16 protein-coding genes are annotated in these 16,935 nt (G+C 70.1%); 7 read left to right on the top strand and 9 right to left on the bottom strand.

The features are described 5' to 3' along the window. Positions 1-172 precede the first annotated feature (172 nt). Positions 173-1,324 (top strand): N-acetylmuramoyl-L-alanine amidase, encoded by a 1,152-nt coding sequence (locus HUT10_RS27520; RefSeq protein ID WP_176173848.1) that lies wholly within the window; start codon positions 173-175, stop codon positions 1,322-1,324. Positions 1,325-1,535: 211 nt separating this feature from the next. On the opposite strand, the gene HUT10_RS27515 is transcribed toward HUT10_RS27520, so the two are convergent. Beyond that, the gene (locus HUT10_RS27515) at positions 1,536-2,180 is read right to left on the bottom strand and encodes a GNAT family N-acetyltransferase (RefSeq protein WP_176173847.1); all 645 of its coding nucleotides are present in this window, start codon (positions 2,178-2,180) and stop codon (positions 1,536-1,538) included. Between the two features lie 213 nt (positions 2,181-2,393). On the opposite strand from HUT10_RS27515, the gene HUT10_RS27510 reads away from it, so the two are divergent. Both HUT10_RS27510 and HUT10_RS27505 read left to right on the top strand, forming a co-directional pair. Beyond that, the gene (locus HUT10_RS27510) at positions 2,394-3,713 is read left to right on the top strand and encodes a PLP-dependent aminotransferase family protein (protein WP_176173846.1); all 1,320 of its coding nucleotides are present in this window, start codon (positions 2,394-2,396) and stop codon (positions 3,711-3,713) included. A gap of 30 nt (positions 3,714-3,743) precedes the next feature. Further along, a complete protein-coding gene (locus tag HUT10_RS27505) occupies positions 3,744-4,688 on the top strand; it encodes a D-alanine--D-alanine ligase (protein WP_176173845.1) in 945 nt (314 codons plus the stop codon). Positions 4,689-4,812: 124 nt separating this feature from the next. Here the strand turns inward: HUT10_RS27505 and HUT10_RS27500 are convergent, their stop codons facing one another. From HUT10_RS27500 to rpmH, 8 genes are all read right to left on the bottom strand, one after another. Further along, on the bottom strand, positions 4,813-5,820 hold the full coding sequence (locus HUT10_RS27500) for a ParB/RepB/Spo0J family partition protein (RefSeq protein WP_176173844.1): 1,008 nt from the start codon (positions 5,818-5,820) through the stop codon (positions 4,813-4,815). After that, positions 5,817-6,764, bottom strand: a complete 948-nt coding sequence (locus HUT10_RS27495) for a ParA family protein (protein WP_254897058.1) — start codon at positions 6,762-6,764, stop codon at positions 5,817-5,819. The genes HUT10_RS27500 and HUT10_RS27495 overlap by 4 nt, the downstream gene beginning before the upstream one ends. Positions 6,765-6,820: 56 nt before the next feature. Further along, positions 6,821-7,483, bottom strand: a complete 663-nt coding sequence (rsmG, locus tag HUT10_RS27490) for a 16S rRNA (guanine(527)-N(7))-methyltransferase RsmG (RefSeq protein WP_176173843.1) — start codon at positions 7,481-7,483, stop codon at positions 6,821-6,823. Positions 7,484-7,959: 476 nt separating this feature from the next. After that, positions 7,960-8,517, bottom strand: coding sequence for a R3H domain-containing nucleic acid-binding protein (locus HUT10_RS27485; RefSeq protein WP_176173842.1), 558 nt, complete (start codon positions 8,515-8,517; stop codon positions 7,960-7,962). A 30-nt stretch (positions 8,518-8,547) separates the two neighbouring features. Beyond that, on the bottom strand, positions 8,548-9,684 hold the full coding sequence (gene yidC / locus HUT10_RS27480) for a membrane protein insertase YidC (RefSeq protein WP_176173841.1): 1,137 nt from the start codon (positions 9,682-9,684) through the stop codon (positions 8,548-8,550). Positions 9,685-9,689: 5 nt separating this feature from the next. Next, positions 9,690-10,019, bottom strand: coding sequence for a membrane protein insertion efficiency factor YidD (gene yidD / locus HUT10_RS27475; RefSeq protein ID WP_176173840.1), 330 nt, complete (start codon positions 10,017-10,019; stop codon positions 9,690-9,692). 5 nt (positions 10,020-10,024) lie between these two features. Continuing rightward, complete coding sequence (gene rnpA / locus HUT10_RS27470; protein ID WP_176173839.1) at positions 10,025-10,459, bottom strand: ribonuclease P protein component; 435 nt, start codon at positions 10,457-10,459, stop codon at positions 10,025-10,027. Between the two features lie 21 nt (positions 10,460-10,480). After that, a complete protein-coding gene (rpmH, locus tag HUT10_RS27465) occupies positions 10,481-10,624 on the bottom strand; it encodes a 50S ribosomal protein L34 (protein WP_091288857.1) in 144 nt (47 codons plus the stop codon). Between the two features lie 589 nt (positions 10,625-11,213). Here rpmH and dnaA point away from each other — a divergent pair. The 4 genes from dnaA (at position 11,214) to recF (ending at position 16,932) form a co-directional block, all read left to right on the top strand. Then, the gene (dnaA, locus tag HUT10_RS27460) at positions 11,214-12,839 is read left to right on the top strand and encodes a chromosomal replication initiator protein DnaA (protein ID WP_176173838.1); all 1,626 of its coding nucleotides are present in this window, start codon (positions 11,214-11,216) and stop codon (positions 12,837-12,839) included. A gap of 869 nt (positions 12,840-13,708) precedes the next feature. Then, entirely contained in the window at positions 13,709-14,842 is a 1,134-nt protein-coding gene (gene dnaN / locus HUT10_RS27455; protein ID WP_176173837.1) for a DNA polymerase III subunit beta, read from the top strand. A gap of 34 nt (positions 14,843-14,876) precedes the next feature. Next, entirely contained in the window at positions 14,877-15,767 is an 891-nt protein-coding gene (gene gnd / locus HUT10_RS27450) for a phosphogluconate dehydrogenase (NAD(+)-dependent, decarboxylating) (protein ID WP_176173836.1), read from the top strand. 10 nt (positions 15,768-15,777) lie between these two features. Next, a complete protein-coding gene (recF, locus tag HUT10_RS27445) occupies positions 15,778-16,932 on the top strand; it encodes a DNA replication/repair protein RecF (RefSeq protein ID WP_176173835.1) in 1,155 nt (384 codons plus the stop codon). Positions 16,933-16,935: the final 3 nt, after the last annotated feature.

Here is a 16,935-nt window from a genome sequence, read left to right as displayed (position 1 = left end):
GACGACCGGGGGTACTCCACGATCGGGCCCTTGACGAACCGACCGGGCCTACGCTGTCACCCAGAGTTGGCAAGGCACAATAGAAGACCTGGGCTCGTCCCAGCGAAGGTTTTCCGAAGTCCTGCCACGCACCGAGCCCCCGAATCGGTGCCTTAGGAAGAGCGAGGAGTGCATGCGGGTACTCCGCCGCGGTGACGCCGGTCCGGACGTCGCCGAGATCAGGTCCATCCTGGCCGGGATGGACCTGCTCCCGCCGGTCACCGGGACCGACGAGGAGTACGGCGCGTTCGACGTCGCCGTCGAGCACGCCGTTCGTGCCTTCCAGCAGCGTCGTGGGCTGATGACCGACGGGATCGTGGGTCCGGCGACGTTCCAGGCGCTCAAGGGCGCCAGCTACCACCTGGGCAGCCGTCCGCTGTCCTTCATGATCTCGTCGCCGGTGCACGGCGACGACGTCTTCACGCTCCAGGAGCGGCTCACCGAGCTCGGCTTCGACGCCGGCCGCCCCGACGGCTACTTCGGCCCGGCGACCGAGCGCGCGCTCAAGACGTTCCAGCGCGACATGCGCCTGACGCCGGACGGCGTCTGCGGCCCGGCGACCATCCGCGAGCTGCACCGCCTGTCCTCGCCGCGGGCCCGGGGCGGGCGCCCCGTGTTCCTGCGCGAGCAGGAGCAGGTGCGCCAGGCCGGTCCGCGCCTGCGCGGCAAGCGCATCGTGATCGACCCGGGCCACGGCGGTGACGACCTCGGCGTGGTCGCCGGCGGCCTGCGCGAGGCCGACATCGCGTGGGACCTCGCCCGGCGGCTCGAAGGCCGGATGAAGGCCACCGGCATGGAGGCGCTGATCTCCCGCGGCCCGAACCACAGCCCGACCGAGCTGGAGCGCGCCAAGTTCGCCAACGACGCGGGCGCCGACCTGTTCCTCTCGCTGCACAGCGACAAGAACTCCTCGCCGCGCGCGCAGGGTGTCGCGAGCTTCCACTTCGGCAACGGCAACGGCACCACGTCCACCGTGGGCGAGCTGCTGGCCGGCTTCATCCAGCGCGAGGTCGCGGCCCGCACCGGCATGCTCGACTGCCGCACGCACTACAAGTCGTGGGACATCTTCACCCGCACCCGCTGCCCGGCGGTCCGGGTCGAGATCGGCTACCTGACGAACCCGGACGACGCCCGCAAGCTCGGCGACCCGGCGTTCCGCGACATCGTCGCGGAGGGCATCCTGATCGCCGTCAAGCGCCTGTACCTGCTCGGCGAAGGCGACCAGCCGACGGGCACGTTCACGTTCGCCGACGTCCTGGCGCACGAGCTCGCCAAAGCCGAATAGGGCCGACCACAACCCCTAGCGGCTCTCCTTCACCTGCCCCACCACCCCTGGGGACGCGACGCGCGCGTCCCCAGGTTTCGGGGCAGTTCTCCACAGCTTTTCCACCGCTCCTATCAGCGCTCTGTGGATAACTCGGCACTTCTTCCACAGTTGTGCACACGTGCCTTCGAGGTGCGTGGACACCCAGGCGCAAACGTTTGCGGGTACGGAATCAGGCGCGGCCGAGGCTGGGCTCGGCGGTGGTGATCGTCACCTGGCCGAGCAGCCGCTCCAGGGCCGCCTCGACGTCTTCCTTCCAGGTGATCGCCGACCGCAGCTCGAGGCGCAGGCGGGGCCACTTCTGGTGCGGGCGGACCGTCTTGAAGCCGACGCTCTGCAGGAAGGCCGCCGGCAGCACGCAGCTGTGGCCGCCGTCGGGGTCCGGCTCGTCGGGCTTCGCGTCACCGAACGCCTCGATGGCGCGGACACCGCGCTTGGTGAGGTCCTTGGCCACTGCCTGGACGAGCATCCGGCCGAGGCCACCACCGCGGAACTCGGGGAGCACCTGGAAGGCGGTCAGCAGGACGGCATCCGCACTCGGCGGCGACGTCGGGAAGGCCAGCGCGCGCGGGACGGCGTTCGGCGGGGCGTACAGCACGAACCCGACCGGCAGCGTGTCGCTGTAGACGATCCGGCCGCAGGAGCCCCACTCGAGCAGCACGCTCGACACCCAGGCTTCCTTCTCGACCTCGGTCGCGCCGAACTCCTCGGCCTGGTGCTTGAGGTGCGGGGCGAGCTCCCAGTACACGCACCGGCGGCAGCTCTTCGGCAGGTGCTCCAGGTTGTCCAGTGTGACGCCCACGACGCGACGCGACACCCGCGACCTCCCTGACCTGCGCTCCCGACCGGCGGCCCGCTCGTCAGGCCGCGCGCTATCCACGGCACGAACACGGGAGCCAGGGTCGAGGATAGGCCGATGTGACGAGCACCGAAAGGCCAGGGGGTCCTGATGGGTGCCCGGTTACACTCGATGGGATCTACCAGCTCCCGCGGGAGTGACCGTGTCCACCGAGCCCCGGGTGAATCGTCGATGACCGAGAACCGCCCCAGCCAGCGGCCCAGCGGCCGCCAGAACCTCGACCCGCACCTCGAGCGGTACGCCGCGCGCACCGCGGGGATGACCGCCTCCGAGATCCGGGCGCTGTTCGCGGTGGCCAGCCGGCCCGAGGTGGTCTCGCTGGCCGGCGGCATGCCGAACCTGGCGGCGCTCCCGCTCGACACGCTCTCGGCGCAGGTGGCCGAGATCATCGCCGAAGACGGCCTGGTGGCCCTGCAGTACGGCTCGGCGCACGGCGTCCCGGTGCTGCGCGAGCAGATCTGCGAAATCATGGCCTTGGAGGGCATCAAGGCGCACCCGGACGACGTCGTGGTGACCGTCGGCTCGCAGATGGGCCTGGACATGGTCACGCGGCTGTTCTGCGACCCGGGTGACGTCGTGATCGCCGAAGGCCCGTCGTACGTCGGCGCGCTGGGCTCGTTCGCCGCCTACCAGGCGCAGGTCGTGCACGTCGAGATGGACGACCAGGGCTTGGTCCCGTCGCTGCTGCGCGAAGCGCTCGACCGGACGAAGAAGGCCGGCCGCCGGGTCAAGTTCCTGTACACGATCCCGAACTTCCACAACCCCGCCGGCGTCACGCTGGCCGTCGAGCGCCGCGCGGAGATCCTGGAGATCTGCCGCGAGCACGGTGTCCTGGTCGTCGAAGACAACCCGTACGGGTTGCTCGGCTTCGACGGGCAGACGTACCCCGCGCTGCGGTCGACCGACCCGGACAACGTCGTGTACCTCGGGTCGTTCTCGAAGACGTTCGCCTCCGGCCTGCGCGTCGGCTGGGTGCTGGCGCCGCACGCCGTGCGCGAGAAGCTCGTGCTCGCCGCGGAGTCGGCGACGCTGTGCCCGCCGACGCTGAACCAGCTGATCGTGTCGCGCTACCTCGCCACGCACGACTGGAAGGGCCAGATCAAGAAGTTCCGCGAGAACTACCGCGAGCGGCGGGACGCGATCCTGTCCGCGCTCGACCAGTACCTGCCGCCCGGCTGCTCGTGGACCAAGCCGGACGGCGGGTTCTACGTGTGGGTGACGGTGCCGGAGGGCGTCGACACCAAGGCGATGCTGCCGCGCGCGGTGACCGCGCGGGTGGCGTACGCGTCCGGAACCGGCTTCTACGCCGACGGGTTCGGCAGCCGCCAGATGCGGCTCTCCTACTGCTACCCGACGCCGGAGCGCATCCGTGAGGGCGTGCGGCGGCTGGCGGCGGTGCTGGAGTCCGAAATGGACCTCGCGCGCACCTTCGGTAGCGTGACCTCGCGCCAGATCAAGGGGCCGCAGAACCCGTCCCCGGACACGGTCTGATTCTTTCTTCTTCTTTAAGGAGTTTCCACGGTGGTCGACCGTACCGTTGCCGTGCTCGCCGGCGGGCTCTCGCACGAGCGTGACGTCTCGCTGAGGTCCGGGCGGCGGCTCTCCGCAGCGCTCAAGTCCGAGAGCTTCGGCATCGAGGAGTGGGACACCGACGGGGGCCTGCTGGAGCGGCTGCGCACGCAGCGCCCGGACGCGGTGGTCGTCGCGCTGCACGGCGGCGAGGGCGAGAACGGCTCGGTGCAGACGGTGCTGGAGATGCTGGGCGTGCCGTTCGTCGGCACCGGCTCCCAGGGCTGCCGCCGCGCGTGGGACAAGCCGACGGCGAAGGCGCTGCTGCAGAACGCCGGGTTCGTGACGCCGGACTGGGTGGTGCTGCCGCACAGCACGTTCCGCGAGCTCGGCGCCCAGGCGGTGCTCGACGCGATGGTGGAGCGCCTCGGCCTGCCGCTGATCCTCAAGCCGGACCAGGGCGGCTCCGCGCTGGGCACGCAGGTGGTGCGCGAGGCGGCGGAACTGCCGGCCGCGATGGTCGGCTGCTTCGCCTACGGGGACACGGTGCTCGCGGAGCGGTTCGTGGACGGCGTCGAGGTGGCCGTGACGGTCATCGAGGGCGAAGACGGCCCCGAAGCCCTTCCCGCGGTCGAGATCGTGCCGGAGAGCGGCGTGTACGACTACACGGCCCGCTACACGGCCGGCCTGACCGACTTCTTCACCCCGGCCCGGCTCGACGACGCCGCGGCCAAGGCGGTGGCCGAGCTGGCCGTCGCCGCGCACCGCGTGCTCGGGCTGCGTGATATCTCGCGCACCGACGCGGTCGTCGGGGCGGACGGCACGGTTCACTTTCTCGAAGTGAACCCGTCGCCGGGTCTCACCGAGACGTCGACCGTGCCGATGGCGATCGAGGCGGCGGGCAAGTCGCTCGGTGCGGTGTTCGCCGAACTCATCGCGCGGGCTGTCTCCCGCTGACTCTTACCCACGCGAAAGGCCGCCTCGGAACCTCCGTGGCGGCCTTTTTCGTGTGATCACTTCGCGTGTACGTCACCGCTCCGAGGAGCAATCATCACCGTGACGAAACACCCTGGGGTGATCCCTAATCGGTTTTCGGTGTCTGATTCGTCCCGTTCGGATCGATGAGCGCGACGATTCGCTCGAGGTCGTCGACGGACCCGAACTCGAGCGTGATCCGGCCCTTCCGGCGGCCGAGGTCGACCTTCACCCGGGTGTCGAAGCGATCCGAGAGCCGGTTCGCGAGCTCCTGCAACCCCGGCGCCTGGATCGGCTTGCGCGGCGCGGGCTTCGGCTTGGCCGGCTTCTCGCTCTTCTTGAGCGTGACGGCTTCCTCGGTCGCCCGGACCGACATGCCCTCCGCGACGATCCGCGCGGCGAGCTCCTCCTGGCTTTCGGCGTCCTCCAGCGACAGCAGCGCGCGGGCGTGGCCGGCGGACAGGACGCCCGCGGCCACCCGGCGCTGCACCGGCAGGGGGAGCTTGAGGAGCCGGATCGTGTTGGTGATGACCGGGCGGCTGCGGCCGATCCGGCTCGCCAGCTCCTCGTGGGTGACCGCGAACTCGTCGAGCAGCTGCTGGTACGCTGCCGCCTCTTCGAGCGGGTTCAGCTGGACGCGGTGGATGTTCTCCAGGAGCGCGTCGCGCAGCATCGACTCGTCGGCGGTCTGCCGGACGATCGCCGGGATCGCCTCGAGCTCCGCCTGCTGCGAAGCACGCAACCGCCGCTCGCCCATGACGAGCTCGTACTCGTCGTTCCCGAGTTCGCGGACGACGATGGGCTGCATGAGCCCGAACTCGCGGATCGAGTGCTCGAGTTCGGCGAGCGCGTCTTCGTCGAAGACCTGGCGCGGCTGCTTCGGGTTCGGCTTGATCGAGCTGACCGGGATCTCGCGGTAGACCGCCCCGGCTACCTCGCCGCTGACCTCCGGACGCTGGCCGGCCGCGCCGTTCGCCGCGAACCAGCCCTTGTCCTCGGCCGTCTTCTTGTCGGCCGCGTCGGCGGACGGCGTCGGCAGTGGCCCGCCGGTGGCCGGTCCGGTCGGGATCAGGGCGGCGAGGCCGCGCCCCAGCCCTCCTCGACGCTCGGTCATGTCGAACTACCCTTCTCCATTTGTGCGCCGCGCTCGGCGATCTCCTTGGCCGCGTCGACGTAGCTCATCGCCCCGCGCGAGCCGGGGTCGTAGGCGAGCACGGTCTGGCCGTACCCGGGTGCCTCGGACACCTTCACGCTGCGGGGGATGACCGTCTTGAGGACGGTGTCGCCGAAGTGGTTCCGGACCTCGTTGGTCACCTGGTCGGCCAGCTTGGTGCGGCCGTCGTACATGGTGAGCAGGATCGTCGAGACCCGGAGTTCGCGGTTGAGGTGCTGCTGCACGAGCTCGATGTTGCTCAGCAGCTGCCCCAGACCTTCGAGCGCGTAGTACTCGCACTGGATCGGGATGAGCACCTCCTGCGCGGCGACCATCGCGTTGACCGTCAGCAGGCCGAGCGACGGCGGGCAGTCGATGAGGACGTAGTCGACGCCGATCTCGTCGAGGATCTCCGAGGAGATGGCCTCCTTGAGCCGGGACTCGCGGGACGCCATCGAGACGAGCTCGATCTCGGCGCCGGCGAGGTCGATCGTCGCGGGGACGCAGAAGAGGTTGGGGGACTGCTCGGTCGGCTGGGCGGCCTCGGCGAGCGTCACCTCGCCGATGAGCACCTCGTAGATGGAGGGCGTCCCGGACCGGTGGTCGACGTCGAGCGCGGTGCTCGCGTTGCCCTGCGGGTCGAGGTCGACGACGAGCGTCTTGAGCCCGTGGACCGCAAGCGCGGCGGCGAGGTTCACCGTGCTGGTGGTCTTGCCGACGCCGCCCTTCTGGTTGGCGACGGTCAGCACGCGACGACGCCCGGGGCGGGGGAGTTCCCCCTCCTTCGGGTGCAACAGACGCGCGGCGCGGGCGGCTTCTTCGGCGATCGGCGTCCAGCCCACGTCGTGGCTGGTCTCCGTGGAGTCGGACGGCGGGGGATTCACCGGTCTCGACACCTCCTCCATCTAGACGTCTGGTCGGTGGTCGAGTCGCTTCGTTTCACGTGGAACATCGCGGCCCGTTAACGCTTCCTGCTCCGCGCCTTCGGCTTCGTCGCCGACGGCAGGCGCCGGATCTTCACAACCGTGCTGGGGACCTCTAGTACGGCGGCACCGCACTCGACGATCAGCGGGTCGGCCCCGCCGGCCTTCCGGATGGCGGCACCGTCCCGCTCGACCTCGTCCGCCGCGCTGGCGCCCTTGAGGGCGACCAGGAAGCCATCGGGACGAACGAGCGGCAGGCACCAGTCCGCGAGCTTGGCGAGCGGGGCGACCGCGCGAGCGGTGACGATGTCGGCGCCACCGAGCTGCTCACGCACAGGCCGCTCCTCCGCGCGTCCACGGACGATGGTGATCGGGAGTTCCAGCTTCTCGGCCACCTCGGCCAGCCAGTCCACCCGGCGGGCCATCGGTTCGAGCAAGACGATATCGAGGTCCGGTCGCGCGATCGCCAGCGGTACACCCGGAAGCCCGGCGCCGGACCCGACGTCGACCACGCGGGCACCTTCGGGCATCTGCTCGCCGATCACCGCCGAGTTGAGCACGTGCCGTTCCCACAGCCGCTCGACTTCCCGCGGACCGATCAGCCCCCGCTCGACCCCGTGCCGCTCCAGGAGTTCGACGTACCCGGCCGCTCGGTCGACGTGCTCTCCGAACACCCGCGCCGCCGCCTGCTCCAAGCTCACTCCGTCTACTCCTCGTCCGCCGGTTTCACGTGAAACCGCGCTCGCTCGATTGTCCCCGATGAACCGGAGAAGACGAGCCGACAGTCCGAAGATGTGGAGAACTCCACTCAGCCAGCCGCGCTCGTAAACCGTTCCACGTGAAACATCACCGGTGTAATTCAACCCAGCAGCGCTTCCGACGGAGCAATCAAGCGCGCAGCCACGCGGTCGGTGGAGTCGCTAACCACGAGCGCGCACGTGCCGGCTAGCCAACGCCGCGACCCAGCTGCCGACTCGATCGGGTGCCGACCAGCCCGCGCCGCGCAGCCGCGCAGCCGCGCCGACGGCAGCATCCCGCGGGCCGGGCCACCCACCGCCATCCGATCCGACCGGCACAGATCCGCCGCCCCGAACGAGCCCCGCCGCCGCCCGTGCGCACAAAGAAGCGGCCCCACCCGAACCAGTCGGATGGGGCCGCTCGCGAAGCTGGCCGGAGCTCAGGACTCCGGGAAGATCACCACGCGCCGCTTCGGGTCTTCGCCTTCGCTCTCGCTCGTGACGCCCGAGACCGTCGCCACCGCGTCGTGGACCACCTTGCGCTCGAACGGGCTCATCGGCTGCAGCCGCACGCGCTCGCCGCTCTTGAGGACCGACTCCGCCGTCGAACGGCCGAGCTCCTTGAGCTCCTCGCGGCGGTCCGCGCGCCAGCCCGCGATGTCCAGCATCAGGCGGCTGCGGGAGCCCGTCTCCTGCTGGACCGCCAGGCGGGTCAGCTCCTGCAGCGCCTCGAGCACCGTGCCCCGCGGGCCGACGAGCTTCTCGAGGTCCTCGCCGCCGTCGATGCTCACGATCGCGCGGCCGGCCTCCACGTCGAGGTCGATGTCGCCGTCGTAGTCGAGCAGGTCCAGCAGGCGCTCGAGGTAGTCGCCGGCGATGTCACCCTCCTGCACGAGGATGTCGTCACCGCCCGCCTTCTCCTCGCCCGCTGCCTCCGCGGCCGGCTCCGGGGTCACGTCGTCCTTATCGGCGTCGATCGTGTCGATCGTCTCCGACATCATTCGTCTCCTCTCCGAACCGGTCGCGCCTCAGCGGCGCTTCCGGCCCGACTTCCTGGTCGAGTCTTTGAGAAGGCCCGGCACGCCGGTGCCGTTGTCCTTCGAACCGTTCTGGCCGTTGGGGGTGTCGGCCGGGGCCGGGGCCGCCGCGGTCGCGCCGTCCGCCTTGGCGGTCGCCTCCGCCGGGGTCGTCTGCGCGAAGCCGTGGGCCGAGCCCGCCTTCGTGACCTTCTTCGCCGAGCCGGCCTGCGCGGGCTGGTTCTTCTTCTGCTGGACCGGCTTCTGCCCGACCTTCGGCGCGGTCGGCTTCTGGCCCGGCTTCGGCCCGAGGGTCGCGCGCTTCTCCGCGGCCTCCGCCTTGCGAGCGGCCTCTTCCTTGTCGATCTTCGTGTAGACGAGGCGCTGCTGCATCAGGGTCCAGCCGTTGTTCGCCAGCCAGTAGAAGAGGAGGCCGAGCGGGAACAGGGCACCGAAGACGAGCACACCGAGCGGGAAGATGTACATCGTCAGCTTGTTCATGATCGCGGTCTGCGGGGTGGCCGACGCGGCGTTCTGCCGGGCCACCGAGTGCCGCGCGGTGAGGTGCGTGGCGATCGACGCGACGATCATCAGGGGCAGCGCGACCGGGAGCACGCTCCAGTGGAAGCCGACGTTCGTGGCCCCGCCGCTGACGACGCCGACACCGTTGTAGACGGCCTCACCGAGGTTGACGCCGAAGAGCTTCGCGTTGACGTAGGACTCGACGTCGTGCTGGCTGAAGAAGTAGTTCTCGGTCTTGGGGCCACCACCGGGCGGCGGCATGGTGAACGCGCGCAGGACGTGGTTCAGGCCGATGAAGACCGGGATCTGGAGCAGCATCGGCAGGCAGCTGCCCAGCGGGTTGACGCCGTGCTCCTTCTGGAGCTTCTGCATCTCCGCGGCCTGGCGCTGCCGGTCGTTCGCGTACTTCTTCTGGATCTTCTTCATCTCCGGCGCGAAGTCCTGCATCTTCTTCATCGACCGGACCTGGTTCACGAACGGCTTGAACATGATGCCGCGGACGGTGAACGTCAGGAAGATGATGCCGAGGATCCAGGCGATCGCCGTCGACTCCCCGAAGACGAACCCGAAGACCTTGTGCCAACACCAGAGGATGAAGGACACGGGGTAGTAGATGAAATCGAGCACTGCTGCTACTCCTCGATCGGTGTTTCAGGTCGTCGGTGGCGCCACGAGAACGTCTCGGGCACGGGGTCGCGGCCGGGGGGCGTCCACGGGCCGCAGCGCAGCAGCCGGCGCAGCGCGAGGTAGGAGCCGCGGCCGGCACCGTGCCGGGTCAGGGCTTCGACTGCGTACGCGCTGCAGCTCGGGTAGAACCGGCAGGCCGGCGGGAGGAACGGCGAAATCGCCTTGCGGTAGAGCTTGATGGGCAGCAGCAGCACCCAGGCGACGGGACCCGGCCGTGACGGCTCGGGTTCGACGTCGTGCTCGTGCTGGTGGTCGTGCTCGGGGGTGGCTCGCATGCCGGTCACACCGCTGATCCGTGGTCGGGGGCCGCGTCCGCGGGACGCGTCGGGCGGGGGACATCCCCGGCCGGACGGCGCGACGACAGAAGCCCGAGCCGACGCAACGCGGCGTCGAGATCGGATCCGAGCTCGGCGCTGGACGCGGTCGACGACGGCGGCAATGCCCGTACGACCAACGACGTGCCGGCGGGCAGTGTTCCGAGCCTGTCCGAAACGAGATGACGCAACCGGCGGCTGACCCGGTGGCGGACCACCGAGTTGCCGACGGCCTTGCTCACCACAAAACCCGCCCTGGCCGCTGAAGGGACTTCAGCGGCCGCGGACGGGTCCGTGGTCAGCGCGTGGACGACGAGGCGGCGCCTGCCTGCCCGGGACCCGCGACGGAGAACCACGCGGAAATCCTCACTCCGCCGCAGGCGTGCGGCAGCCGGCAGCACGGCGCGCCCCGATCGGCGCGATCAGGCGGACAGCGCTTCGCGGCCCTTGCGACGGCGGGCCGCCAGGATGGCCCGGCCGGCGCGGGTCCGCATGCGCAGCCGGAACCCGTGGGTCTTCGCGCGGCGGCGGTTGTTCGGCTGGAAGGTGCGCTTACCCTTGCTCACTGCTTCTCCTGTGTCTCGCGTCGGGCGAGAAGAATTCCTTCTCCCCACCTGGCGTGTCGTGCGGGCGCACGGCAGTCTCTGGTGTCTCCTACCAACGTGTGGCCTCGTCACGACGAGCGACGACAACGTGGGCACGCGAAACGCACCCGTCGCATACGGGAGACCTTACGAGGGTACGCACCCCCGTCGGGCGGCCGGTAAGCACCCCCTCGGCCACGGTACGCGACCGGTCGGCGCGCCCGTGGAGTTCCACGCCGCGGCACCGAATGGCAACCCGCCGTGCACCGTGAAATGCTGGCCGCCCAGGATGCCTTGTGGCCGCGAGCGGGGCTTGTTAGCGTGCCTCTCTCGGGTCACCGGTTCCAGGTGCACGAGTATCCGGGTGGTGGAGTGCCCACCGGCGTACGGCTAGCCCGCAGGTGGCGGCACCGCGGGTCGCCGTACATTAGTGCACAGCTGTGGACAACTATGTGGATATTCGCTGTGCCGGTGTGCGGGCAGGTCTCCCGCGATCGCCGGGTGGAGTGACCGGGGCGTTCCGGGGGCCGGTTCGGCCGTCCACGGAGACGAGGGGAGGGGAGCCAGACAGGTGTCGGATCACCAGCACAATCTGGGTGTCATCTGGGAACAGGTGGTACGCGAGCTGTCCGACGGGACCCTCTCCCCCCAGCAGCGCGCGTGGATGCGGGTGACGCGCCCCATCGGCCTCCTCGACGGCACGGCGCTGCTCGCGGCCCCCAGCGACTTCGCGAAGGAAGCGATCGAACGCGGGCTGCGCGGCGCGATCACCGACGCGCTTTCCCGGCGGCTCGGCCGCGCCATCTCCCTCGCCGTGAAGGTCGACAGCGCCGAGGCCGTCGCCCCGGCTCCCGCGCCCCGCTACGTGCCGTCACCCGGCCGGGTGGAAAACGGCGCGAGCCCCGAACCCGCTCCGCCGATGCCGGCCAACGGCGCCCCGATGATGCCGCCGCCGCGCCCCGAACCGGCGCCGCCGATGCCCCCCATGCCGATGCCGGCGCACCAGGCCGTCGCGCCGAAGCCGGACGACGGCGACGACACCGACGAGGAAGTCGACGAAGAGGGCGAGGCGCTCGCCGCGGTCCACGAGATCTGGCCGACGTTCTCCGGCCAGCCGATCGCCGGCCAGCCGTACACCGCGCCGGCCCAGCCGCAGACGTCCAAGACGAAGCTGAACGAGAAGTACACGTTCGACACCTTCGTCATCGGCGCGTCCAACCGCTTCGCGCACGCGGCCGCGGTCGCCGTCGCCGAAGCGCCGGCCCGCGCGTACAACCCGCTCTTCATCTGGGGTGAGTCCGGGCTCGGCAAGACGCACCTGCTGCACGCGGTCGGCCACTACGCGCAACGGCTCTTCCCCGGCATGCGCGTCCGGTACGTCTCGACCGAAGAGTTCACGAACGACTTCATCAACTCGCTGCGCGACGACCGCAAGGTCGCCTTCCAGCGGCGCTACCGCGACATCGACATCCTGCTCGTCGACGACATCCAGTTCCTGGAGGGCAAGGAAGGGACGCAGGAAGAGTTCTTCCACACCTTCAACACCCTCCACAACGCGAACAAGCAGATCGTCGTCAGCTCCGACCGCCCGCCGAAGCGCCTCGAAACGCTGGAAGACCGGCTGCGGACGCGGTTCGAGTGGGGCCTGATCACCGACATCCAGCCGCCCGAGCTCGAGACGCGCATCGCGATCCTCCGGAAGAAGGCGGCGCAGGACAGGCTGGCGGTCCCCGGCGAGGTGCTGGAGTTCATCGCTTCGCGCGTCGAGGCGAACATCCGGGAACTCGAAGGCGCGCTCATCCGCGTCACCGCGTTCGCCTCGCTGAACCAGCAGCCGGTCGACAGCGCGCTCGCGGAGATCGTGCTGCGCGACCTGATCCCGGACTCGCACGCCCCGGAGATCACCGCGCCGACCATCATGGGCGTCACGTCCGAGTTCTTCGACGTCACGCTCGACGACCTGTGCGGCCCCGGCAAGACGAAGGCGCTCGCCACGGCCCGCCAGATCGCGATGTACCTCTGCCGCGAGCTGACCGACATGTCGCTGCCGAAGATCGGGCAGACGTTCGGCGGCCGCGACCACACGACCGTCATGCACGCGGACAAGAAGATCCGCAAGGAGATGGCCGAGCGCCGGCGCATCTACGACCAGGTGCAGGAGCTGACCTCGCGCATCAAGCAGCGCGCTCGCCAGTAGCACATCCCTTACCTCCCAACGACTTCGGGGCGTCCGCTCACTGTGGACGCCCCTTCGTCGTCTCCGGGCACAGTCGTCTTTGGACGCTCTGAGACGCGAAGCGGTGTACGCGCCTTCGCTGCTTCGCGCGCGTACGCGTGCTTCGCCAAACTCGCGAAAATTGTTTGTACACAAGGGGTTTTCCCCACCGTGTGGGCGGATTGCCCACAGTGCCAACGGATCTCCCACCAGCGAAGACCCGGATTCCCTCCACACCCCGCCCACAGCCGATCCACAGCGCATCCACACCCTTGTCCACGCGGATTCCACAGGTTGCCCACATGCTGTGCACAGGCGGCTCCGGTCACTCGGAAGAGGGGTTCGGACCCCGTCCGGCACCCCCAGACCCTGGGTACAAATCGCCGCACACCTGGGGACAACCGTGGGGACAACTGGGGACAGCTGTGGACGAATCCGGGGACGGGCGAAACCATCCACGGACGGCCCGAACTACCCACAGGACCGCCACCAGGGTTACCCACACGCCCGCGAGCCGTCCGACCTGCGCGAACGAGCTCGATCCACACAATCCACAACGCCTATTACTGCTACTGCCCTTAGATCTTTTGAAAGAGAGAACAAAACAAAAACAGGCGGAGGCCGAAGCTGGGGACAGCCGCGAGATCGAGTCGTCATGTCGACAAACTCAAGGGGAGGCCGAGGTGACGGCGGCGCCCGCGACGGCCTAACGTGGACGCCTGCACCTGGTCCGCGCTCCGGCCGCTCACGCGGGAGGGCGGACCGGCCGGAGGGGGCAGCCGGTCACTGCCCCGCGAGAACGAGGCCTGGCCCGAGCCCGCAGGGGGCTCGATCGTCGAAAGGATGCGCGCATGAAGATCCGCGTCGAGCGTGACGGGCTCGCCGACGCCGTCGCGTGGGTGGCCAGAAGCCTCCCCTCCCGGCCTCCGGTGCCGGTGCTGGGCGGTGTCCTCCTCGACGCCGGGTCGGACGGCGAAACCGACGCGCTGACGGTCTCCGGCTTCGACTACGAGGTCTCCGCCACGGTCGGGGTCCCCGCGACGATCGCCGACGGCGGCCGCCTCCTCGTGTCCGGGCGTCTCCTGGCCGACATCACCAAGGCGCTGCCCGCGCAGCCGGTCGAGATCTCCGTCGACGGCGCCCGCGCCACCATCACGTGCGGCAGCGCCCGGTTCTCCCTGCCGACCATGCCGGTCGAGGACTACCCCCAGCTGCCGTCCCAGCCCGCCTTCGCGGGCGAGCTCGCCGGCGACGCGTTCGGCCAGGCCGTCACCCAGGTCGTCGTCGCCGCGGGCAAGGACGACACGCTCCCGATGCTCACCGGCATGCGCCTGGAGATCTCCGGCAGCTCGCTGACCCTGGTCGCGACCGACCGCTTCCGGCTCGCCATGCGCGAGTTCACCTGGCAGCCGGCCGAGGGGCTCGCCGACGCCGCGGTGCTCGTCCCGGCGCGCACGCTCGCCGAGGCGGCCAAGACGCTCGGCGCGTCCGGTGCCACCATCCGCCTCGCCCTCGCCAGCGGCGAAGGCCTGCTCGGCCTGTCCGGGTCCGGGCGCTACACGACGACCCGCCTGCTCGACGCGGAGTTCCCGCCGTACCGGCAGCTGCTGCCCGCGTCGCACACGTCGCGCGCGATCATCGGCGTGTCCACCCTCACCGAGGCCATCAAGCGCGTTTCGCTGGTGGCCGAGCGGGGGACTCAGGTACGACTGGAGTTCGGGGACAACTCGCTGCGGTTGTCCGCGGGCGGCGACGACGAGGGCAGCGCCGAAGAGGAGCTGCAGGTCGAGTACGAAGGTGAGCCGGTGACCATCGCGTTCAACCCGGGTTACCTCGTCGACGGCCTCGGCGCGCTCCACAGCGACCGGGCGGAGCTGACGTTCACCACGCCGAACCGCCCCGCGCTCATCAAGCCCGCCGACGCCGAGGGCAACGTCGTCCCCGGCTACCTGTACCTCCTGATGCCGGTCCGCCTGCCGGGCTGACCCGCAACTTCCTGAAGCACGTAAGGGGATCTCGATGGTTCAGCTCGGTCTGATCGGCCTGGGCAAGATGGGCTTCAACATGCGTGAGCGGCTGCGTGCGGCCGGTCACGAGGTGGTCGGCTACGACCGCAACCCGGACGTCAGCGACACGACGTCGCTCGAGGACCTGGTGTCCAAACTGGACGGCCCGCGGATCGTCTGGATCATGGTCCCGGCCGGCGAGCCGACCCGGCAGACCGTCACCGAGCTGAGCAACCTGCTCTCCGCCGGCGACATGGTGATCGACGGCGGCAACTCGAAGTACACCGACGACAAGCTGAACGCCGAGCTGCTGGCAGCGAAGAACATCGGCTACGTCGACTGCGGTGTGTCCGGCGGTGTGTGGGGCAAGGACAACGGCTACGGCCTGATGGTCGGCGGCGCGGCCGCCGACGTCGAGAAGGCGATGCCGATCTTCGACGCGCTGCGCCCGGAGGGTCCGCGCGAAGAGGGCTTCTCGCACGCCGGCGACGTCGGCGCCGGCCACTACGCGAAGATGATCCACAACGGCATCGAGTACGGCATGATGCAGGCCTTCGCCGAAGGCTTCGAGCTGCTCGAGGCCGCGAAGGTCGTCAAGGACGTGCCCGCGGTGATCAAGGGCTGGCAGCGCGGCACGGTCGTCCGGTCCTGGCTGCTCGACCTGCTCGTCCGCGCGCTCGACGAGGACCCGGAGCTGGACGACCTCGAGGGCTACGTCGAGGACTCCGGCGAAGGCCGGTGGACGCTCGAAGAGGCGATCAACAACGCGGTGCCTGCCCCGGTCATTTCGGCCGCGCTGTTCGCGCGGTTCGCCTCGCGGCAGGAGCACTCGGCCGCGATGCGCGCAGTCGCCGCGCTGCGCAACCAGTTCGGCGGGCACGCCGTGAAGAAGGTCGGCGGGTAAGGAGCAACTGGTGCATCTGCGACACCTGCAGGTCACCGACTTCCGCTCCTGGCCACAGGCCGATCTCGCCCTCGGACCGGGGCCGACCGTGCTGGTCGGCCAGAACGGCCGCGGCAAGACCAACCTGCTGGAGGCGATCGGGTACGTCGCGACGCTGGGCTCGCACCGCGTCGCGACGGACGCGCCGCTCATCCGGCACGGTTGCGAGCGCGCGCTGGTGCGGGTCGCGGTGGTCAACGACGACCGCGAGCTGACCGTCGAGCTGGAGATCACCGCCGGCCGGGCGAACCGCGCCCGGGTCAACCGCGGTGCGGTCGGCAAGCCGCGTGACGTGCTCGGCATCCTGCGCACGGTGCTGTTCTCCCCGGAGGACCTGGCACTCGTGCGGGGCGACCCGAGTGAGCGAAGACGGTTCCTCGACGAGCTCCTGGTGCTGCGCGCGCCGCGGTACGCGGGGGTCCGGGCGGACTACGAGAAGGTGCTGAAGCAGCGGAACGCCCTGCTCAAGACGGCCGGGAAACGACGTACGGGCCGCGAAGACCCGTACGCGCTGTCGACGCTCGAGGTCTGGGACGACCACCTTTCGGTGGCGGGCGCGGAGCTGCTGGCCGCGCGCCTCAACCTTGTCGCCGACCTCGCGCCGTACGCGGCTTCGGCGTACATGGGGGTCGCGCCCGACTCGCGGCCGGCGAAGGTTTCGTACAAGTCGTCGCTGGGTGACGCCCTGCCGGAGACGTACGGCGTACCGGATGGTGAGCGGGCGCAACCCGAGGTCCTGAAGGACGTCCTCCTCAAGGCGCTGGGTGAAGCCCGCAAGGCCGAGCTCGAGCGCGGGATCAGCCTGGTCGGCCCGCACCGGGACGAGCTGGAGCTGATCCTGGGCGAGGCGCCGGCCAAGGGTTACGCGAGCCACGGCGAGTCGTGGTCGTTCGCGCTGGCGCTGCGGCTCGGCAGCTACGAGCTGCTGCGCGCGGAGGCGGGCGAGCCGGTGCTCCTGCTCGACGACGTGTTCGCCGAGCTGGACCGCAAGCGCCGGGCCCGGCTGGCCGAGGTGGCCGCGGGTGCCGAACAGGTGCTGGTGACCGCGGCGGTGGACGAAGACGTGCCCGGCGAGCTCGCCGGGCACCGGTTCGTGGTGGCGGATGGTGAGATCACGCGTGGCTGAGCG

The sequence above is a fragment of the Amycolatopsis sp. Hca4 genome, from assembly GCF_013364075.1.
In the GTDB taxonomy this organism is placed as follows: Bacteria; Actinomycetota; Actinomycetes; order Mycobacteriales; family Pseudonocardiaceae; genus Amycolatopsis.
Note: the sequence above shows the minus strand (reverse complement) of the source record. Positions and strands in the feature narration are given on the sequence as shown.

What these genes read in the sequence shown, in the direction of transcription:
- HUT10_RS27520 (WP_176173848.1), top strand. Translation starts at nt 173, where the DNA reads ATGCGGGTACTCCGCCGCGGTGACGCCGGTCCGGACGTCGCCGAGATC.
- HUT10_RS27510 (WP_176173846.1), top strand. Translation starts at nt 2,394, where the DNA reads ATGACCGAGAACCGCCCCAGCCAGCGGCCCAGCGGCCGCCAGAACCTC.
- HUT10_RS27500 (WP_176173844.1), bottom strand. Translation starts at nt 5,820, where the DNA reads ATGACCGAGCGTCGAGGAGGGCTGGGGCGCGGCCTCGCCGCCCTGATC.
- HUT10_RS27495 (WP_254897058.1), bottom strand. Translation starts at nt 6,764, where the DNA reads ATGGAGGAGGTGTCGAGACCGGTGAATCCCCCGCCGTCCGACTCCACG.
- HUT10_RS27485 (WP_176173842.1), bottom strand. Translation starts at nt 8,517, where the DNA reads ATGTCGGAGACGATCGACACGATCGACGCCGATAAGGACGACGTGACC.
- yidD (WP_176173840.1), bottom strand. Translation starts at nt 10,019, where the DNA reads ATGCGAGCCACCCCCGAGCACGACCACCAGCACGAGCACGACGTCGAA.
- dnaN (WP_176173837.1), top strand. Translation starts at nt 13,709, where the DNA reads ATGAAGATCCGCGTCGAGCGTGACGGGCTCGCCGACGCCGTCGCGTGG.
- gnd (WP_176173836.1), top strand. Translation starts at nt 14,877, where the DNA reads ATGGTTCAGCTCGGTCTGATCGGCCTGGGCAAGATGGGCTTCAACATG.